Below are 14,230 nucleotides of genomic sequence, written 5' to 3' on the forward strand. Positions count from 1 at the left end.
ACCTGGGCGAGGATGTCATCGACCTGCGCAGGGTGAACCCGGTTGCGTAACACTCCACCGCGCTTTCGCCGGTCTCCGGATACACCGACGCGTTCAAGGTGCGTACCAAGCCGCTGGGCAGCCGGGATTGTCCACATGTACGTCGATCCGGAAGCCACGCGTCCAGCCTCGCATCCATCCGGACCGAGAACACATTCCGCTCATCCGCAACGTCATGGGGTCATCCCCAACGTGTACATCTGCCGTTGAAAGGCGCGGCCATCGTGGGCGTGTTTCCCGATCGACCGATGCGGCTGCGGGAGCCAGCGCTGGCGCCGGCGGGGCGTCGGTCTTGCGGTGATGAGGCGCACGCTTCGTATTTTGGCGGAAGCGGGAGTCTCGACGGCCCGACTCAGCACGGTCGCGGAGAATCCGAACAACAGCATTCGGTTGTACGAGAAGGCGGGATACCGGGTGACCGCTTGGCAACCCCGTTACCGCAAACCAGTCGAGGCGTGCTGAGCTGGGGCGGTCATTGACCACGCTGATGGCCGCCGGGATCTCGCTGTCGGGGAGTGGACGTGGCTCGGTCGCGCCTGGTAGGCAGGCGGACGTGCGAATCGTCTCCCTGCTGCCTGCGGCCACGGACATCGTGGCCATGCTCGGCCTGACCGGGCAACTGGTCGGCCGTACCCACGAGTGTGACTGGCCGCCGGGGGCTCTGGCCGACATCCCGGCGGTGACCGCGACGTCCCTGCCGGAGACTTTGACGAGCCGGGAGATCTCGGCGGCGATCGCGGGTGACGCGCACCGAGGGTCGTCGTTGTACCAGCTCGACGTCGCCATGCTGGAGGGGTTGAAGCCGGATCTGATCCTGACCCAGGATCTGTGCGACGTGTGTGCGGTCTCCTACGAGCGGGTCAACGACGCGGTTGGTCTGATCGATCTCGACACCACTGTGATGTCCCTGGAGGCGAGGACCGTCGACGGAATCCTGGACACTGTCGATGCCGTGGCCGCGCTGACCGGCACCGAGGGCAGGGCGGCGGAGATCCGAGCCGACGCCGAGCGTCGCCTTGCCGCGTTGCCGGGGCCGGGGCCCGGCGCGCCGACGGTGCTGTTCGTCGAGTGGCTCGACCCGTTGATGCCGGGCGGGCACTGGGTGCCGGAGCAGATCACCTACGCGGGTGGACGGTCGCTGCTGCTCGGGCCGGGCGCGCACAGCACCCCGCACCTGTGGTCGGTGGTGGCGGACCTGGCTCCCGACGTGGTGGTGTTCGGGCCGTGCGGGTTCACGCCCGAGCGAACCGTCGACGAGTTGTCAGTGGCGACCGCGCAACCCGGTTGGGCGGACCTGCCCGCGGTGCGGGACGGGCAGGTGTGGGTGGTCGACGGGCCTGCCTACTTCAACCGCCCTGGCCCGAGGGTCGTCGACGGCGCGGAGATCCTCGCCGCCATTTTCGCCGGCCGTCCGGACTCCCGCGCTCGGCGGGTGCCCCTCGACGTCGGCTGACGCTGCCGCGCCCGAGTCGCGGAGGCGGACCTCCGATGCCGATCGCCAGTTGCCCCGGCATTCGCACCGCACCGCACCGAGGGTCAGGCGCGTGCCCTCGCTGTGGCGGCCAGGTCGACGATCCGGTCGGTCCAGCGGTCCAGCAGGGTCTGGTCGTGGGTGATGACCAGGACACCGGCGCGCTGGGTCCGCTGGTAGTCGCGGATGACGGCGGCGACGTGCGCCTGGGTCGAGGCGTCGAGCATCGCTGTGGCCTCGTCGCAGAGCAGATAGTCGGGGCGGTGTACGAGGGCCCGGGCGAGGCAGGCGCGTTGCAGTTGCCCGTCGGACACCGCGTGGGGGCGCCGGCTGCGCAGATCCGCGGTGAGGCCGACGAGGTCGGCGAGTTCGGCCACCCGTTCCCGGACCGCCGACTCGGGCGTCCGGGTGGCGCGCAGCGGTTCGGCGATCAGGTCGGTGAGGCTCAGTCGAGGATCGGCGGCGGCGCGCGGGCTCTGGAAGAGGGCGGCGACGCGGGTCCGTAGGGCGACCGGTACGGCGTACCGGACGGCGTCGACAGCGGTGCCGTCGATGCTGACCCGGCCCCGATCGGGGCGGTGCAGCAGGGCCAGGACCCGGACCAGTGTCGACTTTCCGCAGCCGGACGGCCCGCGCAGTCCGACCGTCTCTCCCCGGCCGATCCGCAGTGTGACGCCGTCGAGGACGACCTGGCGGCCGTAGGAGACGCTCACCTCGTCGGCGAGCAGGTGCTGCGCGCTGGTCACGTGGTGGCTCCGGTGGGGATCGGGTGGTGGCAGGCCACGGTGCCGCCGCCAGTGACCGGCGTCGACTGTGGTCGGTCCGCGCAGGTGTCGGTGCGACGTGGGCAGCGGGGCGCGAACGCGCACGCCGGGGGCAGCGCGGTGAGCATCGGCGGGTCGCCCGGCACCGGCCGGAAGGCCCGGTCCGGCAGGGCGTCGAGCAGCGCCGAGGCGTACGGGTGAGCCGGCGCGGTGAAGAGCTGGTCGGTGTCGCGGTGTTCCACGATGCGACTGGCGTACATCACGGCGACGGTGTCGGCGACCCGGCGTGCGGCGGCCAGGTCGTGCGTGATGAGCACGACGGCCGCGCCGTTGTCGCAGCGGCGGCGCAGCAGGTCGAGGGTGTGGTCCACCAGCGGCCGGTCCAGCCCGGTGGTGGGCTCGTCGGCGATGAGCAGTGACGGGTCGGGCGCCAGCGCGAGCGCGGTGACCAGACGCTGTGCCATGCCGCCGGACAACTCGTGCGGGTAGCGGTCCAGGTCCGCCGGGTCGAGCCCGACATCGACAGCGAGCTGGTCGGCGTCGGCGCGGTCGCGGCCGTGCGCCCGCAGCGTCTCGGCGAGCAGTCGCCGTCCGGTGCGGACCGGGTTCAGGGCGGTGGCCGGGCTCTGCGGGACCAACCCGACCCGGCGCCCACGTACCCGCCGGGCCAGCTGGCGTTGGCCGCAGGTGACCAGGTCGACCGGGTCGGCGCCGGGGTGGTGCAGCAGGGCGTGCCCGGTGGTCGTGGCGTTGCCCGGCAGGAGGCCGAGCAGGGCGTGGGCCAGGACGGACTTGCCGCAGCCGGACTCGCCCACGATGGCCAGCAGTTCGCCGGTCCGTACGGTGAGGCTGAGATCGCTGACGGCGTGCACGCGCGCGTCGCGGAGCCGGAATTCGACGCCGAGGCCGTCGACGGCGAGCAGCGGCTGACTCGCGGCGGCGCGGGGCGACGCCTCGGCCGGAACGGATTCGGTGGTGGTCACAGGTGCAGCTCCGCTCGGACCCGGGGATCGAGGCGGTCGCGCCAACGGGCGGCGAGGACCGCGATGGCGAGGGTGACGACGACGATGACCGCGCCCGGCGCCAGGCTGGCCCACCAGGCGCCGGTCAACAGCGACCCCTGGCCGTCGTTGATCATGTTGCCCAGCGAGGCGAGGTGCGGCGGCAGGCCCAGACCGAGGAACGACAGGGCGGTCTCGTGCCACACCGCGTGCGGGATCATCAGGGTGGTCGCCAGGGCCAGCCGGGGCAGGACGTGCGGCAGCAGGTGCCGGGTGAGGACCCGGAACCGGCCGGCTCCGCCGCTGATGGCGGCGTCGATGAACGGTCGGGTCCGAAGGCTCAACAACTCGGATCGGACGATGCGGGCGGTGGAGAGCCAGTGGGTGAGCCCGACGGAGGCGATCACGGCACCGAGGCTGGGACGCAGCATGGCGACGATGAAGATGCCCAGCAGCAGGTGCGGCATCGCGGCGATGGTGTCCACGATCCGCATCAGGATGCGGTCCACCCGGCCGCCGAGCGTGCCGGCGATCCCACCCACCACGCCCCCGAGGACGGTGGCGACGAGCGCGGCGACTGCGCCGACGAGCAGCGAGACCCGCAGCCCGTAGACGGTGCGGTGCGCCACGTCGCGACCCAGGTCGTCGGTGCCGGCGAGGTGGGTCCAGGACGGCGCCATCCGGGTCTGGTCCAGCGCGACCGCGCTCTGGTCCAGCGGCCAGAGCAGCGGAGCGAGCAGCGAGCCGACGATGGCCACGAGCAGGATCAGGCCGGCCACGACGGCACCGGCCCGGCCGGGCCGCAGCCGCAGCCGCGACCGGGCCACCCGGAGCAGCGGCGGTCGTGCAGCGAGGTCAGCCATCGAGTCGTACCCTCGGGTCGGCGGCGGCGTAGGCGAGGTCGGTCGCGAGGTTCGCGGCCAGCACCACAGCGGTGGTGATCAGCGTGATCGCCGCCAGCAGCGGGAAGTCGCTGCCCAGCGCGGCGGCGACAGTGACGGCGCCGAGGCCCGGCAGCGAGAAGACCGTCTCGACCAGCACCGCCCCGCCGACCAGCTCGGGCAGGTGGGTGCCGACCAGGGTGAGGAACGGCAGCAGCGCGGTCCGCAGCGCGTGCCCGAACAGCACCGTCCGACCGGGCAACCCGCGCGCCCGCGCCGCGAGCACGTGGTCGTCGCGCATGCTCTCCGCTACCGCGTCCCGGACGAACAGCACGAACCACGGCGCCTGCGACACGGCCAGCACCCCGACCGGCAGGATCAGGTGATGCGCCACGTCGGACCAGGACGTGCTGGTCGCTGTGACGTCGGTGAGCCCGCCCGCCGGCATCCAGCCCAGGGCCAGCGCGAACACGGCGATCGCGGCCAGGCCCAGCCAGAAGACAGGCATCGACTGCACCGCGTACGCGGCCGCCCGCAACGCGCTGTCGAACAAACCACCCCGCCGGTACGCCGCCAGCGCGCCCAGCAGCAGGCTCGCGATCAGGACCAGGGCGAGGGCCACACCGATCAGGAGCAGCGTCCAGCCGGCCCGGGCGGCGAGCACCGAGGCGACCGGCTCGTGGCGGCTGGTCGACCAACCCAGGTCGCCCTGGACCAGGTTGCCGATCCAGCGCAGGTACTGCACCGGCAGCGGGTCGTCGACGCCCCAGTTCGCGCGCAACTGGGCCAGGTTCTCCTCGCTGGCGGTGAAGGCCGCCGCGCCCGCGTACTGCTTCGCGGGGTCGACCGGCGAGGCGGCACCGAGGGCGAACATCCCGACGCTGGTCGCGGCGAGCACCGGCAGGGCGACGAGGAGCCGACGCCGGACCACCGCGCCGGCCCCGGCCAGTCGAGGCGAGCGGGTCACGACCGCGTCCAGGTGTCGATGTTCCACCAGAGGCTGTTCGCCACCCCGTGTTCGTGCGCCTCGACCCGCGGCGCCACGCCCTGAACCGAGGACTTCAGCACGTAGGTGTGCCGCAGGTAGGTGAGGAACAGCCACGGCACGTCGGCGGCCAACTGCTTCTGGAACTGCGCGTACGCGGCAGTGCGAAGGGCGGGGTCGATCTGGTCGCGGCCCTCCTGCAGGGCCCGGTCGGTCACCTCGGAGCGGTACGAACCGGGGTTGAAGTAGCCCTGCCCCGCGAACGTCGAGCCGAACAGCTTGTACGAGACGAAATCCGGGTCGTACGGCGTGCCGTAGCCCATCAGCAGGGCGTCGGACTTCATCCGCGGGTCGATGGCGTCCCAGGTGAGTCCCGCCGGAGTGACAGCGATGCCGACCTTCTTCGCGTAGGCGGTGACGGCGAGGGCCAGGTCCTTGCGCAGCGTGTCGCTCGCCGGGTACATCAGCGTGAACCGGGCCGGTCGGCCGTCCTTGACGCGTACCCCGCCGGGGCCGGGGGTCCAGCTGGCCGCGTCGAGCAGCGCTCCGGCCGCCGCCGGGTCGGCGGTCGGCTTGCCGATGATCGACGGGTCGGCGAACTCGGAGGTCGGCGGAATCGGCCCGAACGCCGGTTCGCCGGCGCCGCCGAGGAGCCCGGTCACCATCGCGGCCCGGTCGACGGCCAGGTTGAGCGCCCGACGGATCGCCAGGTCGGCGAGGACCCGGTTGCCCGTCGGCAGCATCACGCCGCGGTAGTCGGCGGTCGGCACCCGCTGCACCCGGTACGTGGCGTCGGTGTCGAAACCGGAGGCCAGCTTCGGCGGCAGCTCGGCGGCGTCGAACTCGCCGGCGCGCATCCGCTGGGCGCGGACGTTGTCGTCGGCGACGAACGCGACCACCACCCGGTTGTTTTTCGGCCGGCCACCGAAGTAGCGCTCGTTGGCGGTGAGCACCAGGCGGTCGCCCGGCGTCCAGGAGTCGACCCGGTACGGCCCGGTCCCGACCGGCTTGCGGTTGAACCCGGCGGTGTTGATGTCCTGCCCGCTGAGCAGCTTCGCCGGCACGATGCCGAGGGTGAGCCGCTGCAGGAACGGCGCGTACGGGTAGCGCAGCCGGAACACGACGGTGGCCGCGTCGGGCGCTGTCACCGACTCCACCATGTCCAAATCGGAGCGGAGCGTCGAGTCGACAGTCGGATCCAGCACGGCCTGGTACGTGAAGACGACGTCCTGGGCGGTCAGCGCGGTGCCGTCGTGGAACTGCACGCCGTCGCGGAGCTTCGCGGTCACTGTGCGTCCATCAGGGGACAGCTCCGGCAACGCCGTGGCCAGACCGGCGACGAGGCGGTTGTCGGCGTCCCGGCTGACGAGGCCGTCGAAGATCAGCGAGGCGCCGTCGACGCCGTAGTTGAGCACCGGATTCAACGCGTCCGGCTCGTCGGAGGTGGCGACGACCAGCGTCGCGCCGCCGGATGAGCCGTCGGGGTTGGCCGGGGCCGAGCAGCCGGCGAGGACGAGCATCCCCGCCGCCGCGGTCGACGCCACGAGGCGTCGGAAGGCCGGACGCATCCGGGTCACAGAGGGCTCCTGTGGTGTGGGGAGGAATCGCTTGTCGGGTGGGCGGCGCCGCGCCCGTTGATCATCACGGTGACACAGTTGCAAGTCTTTGGCAATTACCAACTGCGTGCATCATGTGGTTGATGAGGAGCCATCCGTCGGTGGTGACGGTCACCGGTGACCGGCTAGGGTTCCCGAATGTTCCGCGCCGTCGTGTTGATCGCTGCTGTGGTGCTCGCCGCGGATCAGCTCACCAAGTACTGGGCCGAGTCCGCGCTCTCCGGCGGCCAGACCATCACCGTTCTCGGTGACCTGCTGCAACTGCGACTCGTGTACAACCCGGGCGCCGCCTTCTCGATCGGCTCCGCGTACACCTGGATCTTCGCGGTGTTCGCGGCGGCGGCGGTGGTCGCGGTGACGGTCGTGGCGTGGCGGGTCACGTCGCGCGCCTGGGCGGTGGCGTTGGGCCTGGTGCTCGGCGGCGCGGTGACCCACCTGCTGGACCGACTCTTCCGGGAGCCGGGGTTCGCCCGCGGGCACGTGGTCGACTTCATCGACTACGCCGGGTTCTTCGTCGGCAACGTCGCCGACATCGCCCTGGTGGTCGGCGTGGGCATCATCATGCTGCTCAACGTGCGCGGCATTCCGCTGCGCGCGACGGCGGGCGAGAGCCGCAGCGACGAGCAGGTGCCGTCGTCAGGCTCCTGAGCCGAGCAGGACGACCTCCAGCCGGCGCGGGCCGTGCACTCCCTCGACACGGTTGAGCTCGATGTCGCTGGTCGCGGACGGGCCGGAGATCCAGGTCAGCGGGGCGCGCGGGTCCAGTCGGGTAAGTGCCTCCGGCAGCAGACCGACAACCTGGTCGGTGCGGACGACGCAGATGTGCCGGTCGGGCACCAGGGTGAGCGCGCGCCGCCCCTGCGCCGGGCCGGCGTCCAGGATGATGGTTCCCGTGTCGGCGACCACGACGGCGCAGCCGGTCAGGACCGCGTCCAGGTCGTCGAGCGCAGCCGCCGACAGCGGGGGCGCGTCGCGGTGCAGCTCTCCGGCGTAGCCGGCCAGCCAGTCGGCGGGGACGTCGATGGGGACGGCGAGCCGGTCGACCTCGCTGAGCAGCCGGGGGAGGGCGTCGATGCCCCGGTGGACGACGGCCCGGTAGTCCTCCAGGCGGTCCACCAGGGTCCCGATCAGGTCGGGGCGGTCGTCGACCCGTCGGTACCCGCGGGGCACCTGTACCGGCGGCGGGTTGTCGGCCAGCGCCGTCCGGAGCCGCGCCAGGATCTCGTCACGTGCGCTCACTGCTTACCCCACCATTCCCGGAAGGTCTGCGACGCGGGCAGCGGCAGGTCGCGCGACCGGGTCCACGCCGAGGCGGGCCAGGGCAGTCGCCGCAGCGTCCGAGCGCCGGTGCGCCGCTCACGGTACGCGCCGAGCGGCCCCGCGCCGGCCCGGGCCAATCGCAGGGCGGCGGCCCACCGTCGGGGGCTGCGCATCACCCAGGACAGGACGCGCATGGTGGCCCGTTCGACGGGCGGGTGCGGTGCCTGCTGGCGGAGGTGGACCAGGATCTCCGGAATGTTGATTTTCACTGGGCACACGTCGTAGCAGGCGCCGCAGAGGGTCGACGCGTACGGCAGCGAGGCGTTGTCGGCCACGCCGGTCAGCTGCGGCGACAGGATCGCCCCGATCGGCCCCGGATACACCGAGCCGTACGCGTGCCCGCCGGCCCGCTCGTACACCGGGCAGACGTTGAGGCACGCGGAGCAGCGGATGCAGGACAGCGCCGGCCGCCCGACCGGATCGGCTAGCACCGCGGACCGACCATTGTCGACGAGCACGATGTGCACGTCCTGCGGGCCGTCGCCGGGCGTGACACCGGTCCACATCGAGGTGTACGGGTTCATCCGCTCGCCGGTCGAGGATCGGGGCAGCAGTTGCAGGAAGACCTCCAGGTCGGTGAAGGTCGGCAGCAGCTTCTCGACGCCGACGACGCTGATCAGCGTCTCGGGGAGGGTGAGGCACATGCGGCCGTTGCCCTCGGACTCCACCACCACGAGCGTGCCGGTGTCGGCGACGGCGAAGTTCGCGCCGGAAACGGCGACCCGGGCCGAGAGGAAACGCCGTCGCAGGTGGGCGCGGGCCGCCTCGGCCAGCGCGGCCGGTTCGTCGCTCAGGTCGGCCGGCGCGTCGGCCATGCGACGCTGGAAGATCTCCCGGATCTGGGCCCGGTTGTAGTGGATCGCCGGCACCAGGATGTGCGAGGGGGTGTCGTCGCCCAGCTGCACGATCAGTTCCGCCAGATCGGTCTCGTACGCCGCGATCCCGGCGGCCTCCAGCGCCTCGTTGAGCTCGATCTCCTGGGTCGCCATCGACTTGACCTTCACGACCTCGTCGGCCCCGGCGGCCCGGGTCAACGCGACCACGATCCGGCACGCCTCGGCCGCGTCGCGGGCCCAGTGCACTGTGGCGCCGGCAGCGGTGGCGGACGCCTCGAACTGCTCCAGCAGCTCCGGCAACCGACGTTGGACGTCCGCCTTGATCGCCGAGCCGGCGTCGCGCAGGGCCTCCCAGTCGGGTACCTCGTCGACGACCCGGGCTCGCTTGGCCCGGATCGTGCGGGTGGCCCGGTGCAGGTTGGCCCGGAGTTGCGTGTCGGCGACGGCCGGCTTGGCGGCGGTGGGAAACGGCAGCGGTGTGCGGATCCGCCCGCCACCGGTGGCGGGTGCGACCGGTGGGTTCATGAGGTGGCTCCCGTCTCGGCGAGGATCTCGGCGTAGTGCACGGCCCGTACGCCCGACCGGTGGCGGTCGAGGCCGCCGCCGATGTGCGCCAGGCAGGAGTTGTCGGCCGCGGCGAGCACCCGTGCGCCGGTGTCGCGGACCCGGGCGCACTTGTCGGTGAGCATCGCGGTGGAGACGTCCGGGTTCTTCAGGGCGAACGTGCCGCCGAAACCACAGCACTCCTCGGCGTCGCCCAGCTCGACCAGCTTGATCCCGCGCACCTGGCGCAGCAGGGTCAGCGGCCGGTCGCCGAGGCGCAGCAGGCGTAGGCCGTGGCAGGTCGGGTGGTAGGTGACCGTCTCCCGGAACTCGGCGCCGACGTCGGTGACGCCGAGAACGTCGACGAGCAACTCGGACAGCTCGTACGTGCGGGCGGCCACCGAGGTGGCGGGCGGGTGCAGGCTCGGGTACTGGTCGCGGATCATCGCGGTGCACGACCCGGACGGCGCGACGATGGCGTCGTAGGAGTCGAAGACGTCGACGTAGTTGCGCACCATCGGCATGGCCTCGGCCCGGTAACCCGTGTTGGCGTGCATCTGCCCGCAACAGGTCTGCTCGGTGGGGAACTCGACGGTGTGGCCGAGTCGCCGCAGGATGCGGGTGACCGCGATGCCGGTGGCCGGGAACGCGAGGTCGTTGACGCAGGTGATGAAGAGGGCGATCCGCATGGCGGCTCCTCGGAGGTGTGGGGGTGGGTCACGCCGAGTCGCGCGGTGTTCCGGGGCTGGGGAGCTGGTCGAAGGCGGGCAGGTGACGCTCCCGGGCGGCGCTGAGGTGGGCGCGCATCGCCTCGGTGGCGGCTGCCGCGTCCCCGGCGACGATGGCGGCGGCGATGCGCTGGTGCTCGGTGTTGGTGTCCGGCGCACCGGCGACCGGGAAGTACAGCCGGTGCAGGTGCAGGTGTGAGTGCAGCCGCGTGATGGTGTCCCGCAGCAGAGGGCTGCCGGAGACCTCCGCGATCAGGTCGTGGAACTTCGCGTCCAGCGCGGTGAAGGCGGCGTGTCGGCGATAGCCGTCGCCGGCCTCCACGTCGATGCTCGCCGCCGCCTCGGCGCTGATCCGTTGGCGGGCTTCGGCGGAGGCGTGCGTGGCGGCCCGTCCGGCGGTGGCGCCCTCCAGCAGTTGGCGGACGTCGAACAGGTCGTCGAACTCGGCGCGGCTCAGCAGCGGCGTGGTGGTGTAGCCGGAGAGCGGGCGTTTACGGACCAGGCCGTCGGCCTCCAGCCGGGCGAGGGCCTCGCGGACCGGGGTGGGGGAGACGTCCAGCTCCCGCGCCAGCGCGTCGATGTTGACCCGTTCGCCGGGGGGAAGGATGTGGTCCATGACCAGCGTCTTTATCGACTCGTAGACGTCCTCGGTGAGGGTGAGTCGACGGGCGGGACGGAGTCGACCCTCGCGAGGTTCCTGCTGGGCCATCTCGTCTCCTCAGCAACCCCTTGACTGTGCCGGTGTGAGCGAGTACACACTAGCAAAGCAACATCCTATAGGAAATAGGTTCCCTCGCCACCGTCTCGCCACCACCACCCCCGAGGAGACGAACATGTCGCGCAGAATGCTGTCCCGAATCGGCTCCGGCCTGACCGTCGTGGCCCTCGCCACGACCACTGTGGCCTGCACGAAGAAGAGCGACACCACCGACGCCGAAGCCGGTGGCCGGGAACCGGCGCAGGTCAAGGTCGCGCTCGTACCCGGCGGCTCACACCCGTACTTCCAGCCCTGGAAGGACGCCGGGGCCAAGGCCAAGACGGAGCTGGCTCTCGGCGACGTCACCTTCAACGAGACCGCGGGCTGGGACCAGACCAAGCAGAACGACGTGCTCAAGTCCCTGGCAGCGCAGGGCTACAACGCCTTCGGCGTCTTCGGCGTCTCGCCGGACAACATCAACTCCACCTTCGAGGACCTCAAGCGGCAGGGCTTCCCCGTCGGCTCCCTGGCCTCCTGCCCGGCCGGGGCCAACAAGGCCGACTTCTGCCTCTCCACGGACGTGGAGGTCGCCGCCTACAAGGGCGCCAAGGCCGCCATCGACGCGATGGGCGGTCAGGGCAACCTGGTGCACCTGACCGGGAACAAGGTCGACTCCAACACCCAGCGCCGGATCGCGGGCGTGGAGAAGGCGGTCGCCGAAACCGGTGGCAAGGTGACACTGCTCCAGAGCGTCACCGACATCGACAAGGATCTGCAGAGCGCGCAGAGGGCCGTGGCCGACCTGCTCGCCGCGAAGGGCCGCCAGATCCAGGCGATCGTGAACACCGCCTACAACCCGGCGGTCGCCTCGGCCGAGGGCGTCCGCCAGTCCAAGCTTCCCATCAAGGTCATCGCCATCGACGACGACCCGACGGTCCTCGACGGGCTGCGCGGCGGCTCGGTGGCCGCCACCGTCCTGCAGAACCCGGTCGGTCAGGCGCAGGTCGGCTCGTACGCCCTGATGAAGCTCAGCGGCGGCTGCACCATGGCCGAACCCGGAGTGACAATCGACTCGGGCTCGTTCGTGGTGACCACTGACAACCTGGACGGCTACGAGGCCGACCGCACCGCCACCACCGAGGCACTGCGCAAGAAGTTCGACGGCGACCTGCTCAAGTGCAGCTGATGTCGACAATCACCGGGGCCGAGGCGTACCTCGTCGACATTCCTGTCGAGACCGTCCGCACCGACGCGGTACAGGCGTTCCTCAAACAGGAGACGCTCTTCGTCGAGGTGCGCACGGCCGACGGCGGGCACGGCACGGGGTACGCGTACACGATCGGGACCGGCGGCACCGCGGTGCTCGCGCTGCTGCGCGACTACCTGCTGCCGCACCTGGTCGGCCGGGATGCCGCCCGGGTGGAGGCGGTCTGGCGGGACCTGCACGCCGCCACCCGCGCCACAGCGGTCGGGGCCATCACCTCGTTGGCGCTCGCCGCGATCGACACCGCGCTGTGGGACCTGCGGGCCCGCGCCGCCGGCCTGCCGCTGTGGGTGCTCGCCGGTGGCGCGAAGGACCGCATCCCGTTGTACGACACCGAGGGTGGCTGGCTGCACCTCACCGAGGACGAGCTGGTCGCCGGCGCGAAGGCGTCCCAGGCGGCCGGCTGGCCCGGCGTCAAGCTGAAGGTCGGCAAGCCCAACCCGGCCGAGGACGCCGCTCGCATCGGCGCGGTCCGGGCGGCCCTCGGCGACCACTTCGACGTGATGGTCGACGCCAACCAGTCGCTGACCGCCGCCGAGGCGATCCGCCGGGCCCGGCTGCTCGAACCGCACCAGCTCGCCTGGTTCGAGGAGCCGCTGCCCGCCGACGACGTAGCCGGGCACGAGCTGCTGGCCCGCGCGACGAGCATCCCGGTCGCGGTCGGAGAGTCGATGTACTCGATCGGCCAGTTCGCCGAGTACCTACGCCGGCAGGCGGCCGGCGTCGTCCAGGTCGACGTCGCGCGCATCGGTGGCATCACCCCGTGGCTCAAGGTGGCGCACCTGGCCGAGGCGTGCAACGTGGTGGTCTGCCCGCACTTCCTGATGGAACTGCACGTGAGCCTCTGCGCGGCCGTGCCGAACAGCCGCTACGTCGAGCACATCCCGCAACTGCGCGCGATCACCCGGACCGAGATCGCGATCGTCGACGGTCACGCGCTTGCCCCCGGCGAGCCGGGCCTCGGCATCGACTGGGACCGCGACGCGATCGAGGACAGGAGGGTGGCGTGAAGACGGAAACAGCGCCGGAGGCGCCGGCGGTGCCTCCGGCCGCGGAGCCCAGGCCGCCGGCCAGGGCCCTGCCGGTCTGGGCGAACCCCCGGCTCGGCCTGCTCATCGTCATCGCCGTGCTGGTCGTCCTCTTCTCGTCGCTCACCCCCGCGTTCCTCGACCCCCGCCTCACCCTGGCACCGCTGCAGGCCGACATCAGCGTGTACGTCGTGGTCGGCCTCGCCCAGCTCGCCGTGCTCTCGCTCGGGCACATGAACATGGCAGTGGGCCGGATGGCGGCGCTGTCCACCTTCGCGATGGGCCTGGCCTACGACCGGCTCGGCGTCCCACTGCTGGTCGGACTGCTCGTGGGTCTCGCCGTCGGGGCGGGCATCGGCGCGCTCGCCGGCCTGCTCATCGCCAAGACCGGCGTGAACTCCTTCGTGGTCACCCTCGCGCTCGACTTCGGGCTGCTGGGCCTGGTCACGATCCTCTACACCTGGGCGACCGGCGGGGTGTCGTTCGCGGTGCAGCCGAGTGGGCTCTCCGCCCTGCGCTTCGACACCTTCGCCGACTACTGCATGGGCGAGGTCTGCGGGCCCCGGATCCCGCTGGTCGTGCCGATCGCGGTCGCCGCGGCGCTCGGTGTGGGGCTGCTGTTCCGGCACGCCCGGCTGGGCCGGGAGATCCTGATGACCGGCTCCAACACGGTCGCCGCCGAGCTGTCCGGCATCCCCACGCACCGCCGGGTCGTCGCCGCGCACGCGTTGAGCGGGCTGCTCGCCGCACTGGCCGGGTTCCTGCTCGCCGCCAACAACGGCGCCTTCTCCGCCAACATCGGGGAGTCGTTCCTGCTGCCGTCGTTCCTGGCCCCGGTGCTCGGTGGGACGCTGCTCGCCGGTGGTGCGGTCAGCGTCCTCGGCACCGCGCTCGGCGCGACCCTCACCCAGGTCATCTACAAGGGCCTCAACCTGCTCCAGTTCTCCCTGGAGGAGCTGAAGCTCTACATCGGACTCGTGTTGCTCGCGGCGTTGTCGCTGGACCGGCTACGGGCCGTGCTCGCCGAGCGAAGGGCGGTGTCATCATCATGAGGAGC

At 71.7% G+C, this 14,230-nt stretch carries 15 protein-coding genes; 6 read left to right on the forward strand and 9 right to left on the reverse strand.

The window, feature by feature from the left end; translation table 11 throughout:
• The first annotated feature begins 279 nt into the window (after positions 1-279).
• Entirely contained in the window at positions 280-501 is a 222-nt protein-coding gene (locus tag GUI43_RS35165) for a GNAT family N-acetyltransferase (RefSeq protein ID WP_112699672.1), read from the forward strand.
• Positions 502-592: 91 nt separating this feature from the next.
• Positions 593-1,492 (forward strand): ABC transporter substrate-binding protein, encoded by a 900-nt coding sequence (locus tag GUI43_RS21830; RefSeq protein WP_112699673.1) that lies wholly within the window; start codon positions 593-595, stop codon positions 1,490-1,492.
• Between the two features lie 83 nt (positions 1,493-1,575).
• Here the strand turns inward: GUI43_RS21830 and GUI43_RS21835 are convergent, their stop codons facing one another.
• Genes GUI43_RS21835 through GUI43_RS34680 form a run of 5 tightly spaced genes read right to left on the reverse strand, consistent with a single transcriptional unit; the run spans position 1,576 to position 6,709 of the window.
• Entirely contained in the window at positions 1,576-2,256 is a 681-nt protein-coding gene (locus GUI43_RS21835; RefSeq protein ID WP_249037814.1) for an ABC transporter ATP-binding protein, read from the reverse strand.
• Positions 2,253-3,257, reverse strand: a complete 1,005-nt coding sequence (locus tag GUI43_RS21840) for an ABC transporter ATP-binding protein (RefSeq protein ID WP_112699674.1) — start codon at positions 3,255-3,257, stop codon at positions 2,253-2,255. Before GUI43_RS21840 ends, GUI43_RS21835 begins: the two co-directional genes overlap by 4 nt.
• Complete coding sequence (locus GUI43_RS21845; protein WP_112699675.1) at positions 3,254-4,138, reverse strand: ABC transporter permease; 885 nt, start codon at positions 4,136-4,138, stop codon at positions 3,254-3,256. Before GUI43_RS21845 ends, GUI43_RS21840 begins: the two co-directional genes overlap by 4 nt.
• Positions 4,131-5,150: an ABC transporter permease gene (locus GUI43_RS21850; RefSeq protein WP_249037815.1), complete on the reverse strand. Its 1,020-nt coding sequence runs from the start codon at positions 5,148-5,150 to the stop codon at positions 4,131-4,133. The genes GUI43_RS21845 and GUI43_RS21850 overlap by 8 nt, the downstream gene beginning before the upstream one ends.
• Complete coding sequence (locus tag GUI43_RS34680) at positions 5,120-6,709, reverse strand: ABC transporter substrate-binding protein (protein ID WP_112699705.1); 1,590 nt, start codon at positions 6,707-6,709, stop codon at positions 5,120-5,122. Before GUI43_RS34680 ends, GUI43_RS21850 begins: the two co-directional genes overlap by 31 nt.
• A gap of 186 nt (positions 6,710-6,895) precedes the next feature.
• On the opposite strand from GUI43_RS34680, the gene lspA reads away from it, so the two are divergent.
• The gene (gene lspA / locus GUI43_RS21860; RefSeq protein ID WP_112699676.1) at positions 6,896-7,405 is read left to right on the forward strand and encodes a signal peptidase II; all 510 of its coding nucleotides are present in this window, start codon (positions 6,896-6,898) and stop codon (positions 7,403-7,405) included.
• Here the strand turns inward: lspA and GUI43_RS21865 are convergent.
• From GUI43_RS21865 to GUI43_RS21880, 4 genes are read right to left on the reverse strand one after another with little or no spacing between them, the layout of a single operon-like run.
• Positions 7,394-7,996: a LutC/YkgG family protein gene (locus tag GUI43_RS21865; RefSeq protein WP_112699677.1), complete on the reverse strand. Its 603-nt coding sequence runs from the start codon at positions 7,994-7,996 to the stop codon at positions 7,394-7,396. The two genes, lspA and GUI43_RS21865, sit on opposite strands and share 12 nt — an antisense overlap.
• Positions 7,993-9,438: a LutB/LldF family L-lactate oxidation iron-sulfur protein gene (locus GUI43_RS21870; protein ID WP_112699678.1), complete on the reverse strand. Its 1,446-nt coding sequence runs from the start codon at positions 9,436-9,438 to the stop codon at positions 7,993-7,995. The genes GUI43_RS21865 and GUI43_RS21870 overlap by 4 nt, the downstream gene beginning before the upstream one ends.
• Positions 9,435-10,145: a (Fe-S)-binding protein gene (locus GUI43_RS21875; protein ID WP_112588821.1), complete on the reverse strand. Its 711-nt coding sequence runs from the start codon at positions 10,143-10,145 to the stop codon at positions 9,435-9,437. Before GUI43_RS21875 ends, GUI43_RS21870 begins: the two co-directional genes overlap by 4 nt.
• Before the next feature lie 28 nt (positions 10,146-10,173).
• The gene (locus GUI43_RS21880; protein WP_112588823.1) at positions 10,174-10,893 is read right to left on the reverse strand and encodes a GntR family transcriptional regulator; all 720 of its coding nucleotides are present in this window, start codon (positions 10,891-10,893) and stop codon (positions 10,174-10,176) included.
• Between the two features lie 124 nt (positions 10,894-11,017).
• Between GUI43_RS21880 and GUI43_RS21885 the strand changes: the two genes are divergently transcribed.
• The 3 genes from GUI43_RS21885 to GUI43_RS21895 are packed head-to-tail and all read left to right on the forward strand — an operon-like array spanning position 11,018 to position 14,225.
• Positions 11,018-12,067, forward strand: a complete 1,050-nt coding sequence (locus GUI43_RS21885; protein ID WP_181518577.1) for a sugar ABC transporter substrate-binding protein — start codon at positions 11,018-11,020, stop codon at positions 12,065-12,067.
• The gene (locus GUI43_RS21890; protein ID WP_112699706.1) at positions 12,067-13,155 is read left to right on the forward strand and encodes a mandelate racemase/muconate lactonizing enzyme family protein; all 1,089 of its coding nucleotides are present in this window, start codon (positions 12,067-12,069) and stop codon (positions 13,153-13,155) included. The genes GUI43_RS21885 and GUI43_RS21890 overlap by 1 nt, the downstream gene beginning before the upstream one ends.
• Positions 13,152-14,225 carry an ABC transporter permease gene (locus GUI43_RS21895; RefSeq protein WP_196923753.1) on the forward strand — a complete coding sequence of 358 codons (1,074 nt, stop codon included), beginning with the start codon at positions 13,152-13,154 and terminating at the stop codon, positions 14,223-14,225. The genes GUI43_RS21890 and GUI43_RS21895 overlap by 4 nt, the downstream gene beginning before the upstream one ends.
• The last annotated feature ends 5 nt before the right edge of the window (positions 14,226-14,230 follow it).

Source organism: Micromonospora noduli (assembly GCF_003264365.1).
Lineage (GTDB): Bacteria > Actinomycetota > Actinomycetes > Mycobacteriales > Micromonosporaceae > Micromonospora > Micromonospora noduli.

What these genes read in the sequence shown, in the direction of transcription:
- GUI43_RS21875 (WP_112588821.1), bottom strand. Translation starts at nt 10,145, where the DNA reads ATGCGGATCGCCCTCTTCATCACCTGCGTCAACGACCTCGCGTTCCCG.
- GUI43_RS21885 (WP_181518577.1), top strand. Translation starts at nt 11,018, where the DNA reads ATGTCGCGCAGAATGCTGTCCCGAATCGGCTCCGGCCTGACCGTCGTG.
- lspA (WP_112699676.1), top strand. Translation starts at nt 6,896, where the DNA reads ATGTTCCGCGCCGTCGTGTTGATCGCTGCTGTGGTGCTCGCCGCGGAT.
- GUI43_RS21870 (WP_112699678.1), bottom strand. Translation starts at nt 9,438, where the DNA reads ATGAACCCACCGGTCGCACCCGCCACCGGTGGCGGGCGGATCCGCACA.
- GUI43_RS21890 (WP_112699706.1), top strand. Translation starts at nt 12,067, where the DNA reads ATGTCGACAATCACCGGGGCCGAGGCGTACCTCGTCGACATTCCTGTC.
- GUI43_RS21845 (WP_112699675.1), bottom strand. Translation starts at nt 4,138, where the DNA reads ATGGCTGACCTCGCTGCACGACCGCCGCTGCTCCGGGTGGCCCGGTCG.
- GUI43_RS21880 (WP_112588823.1), bottom strand. Translation starts at nt 10,893, where the DNA reads ATGGCCCAGCAGGAACCTCGCGAGGGTCGACTCCGTCCCGCCCGTCGA.
- GUI43_RS34680 (WP_112699705.1), bottom strand. Translation starts at nt 6,709, where the DNA reads ATGCGTCCGGCCTTCCGACGCCTCGTGGCGTCGACCGCGGCGGCGGGG.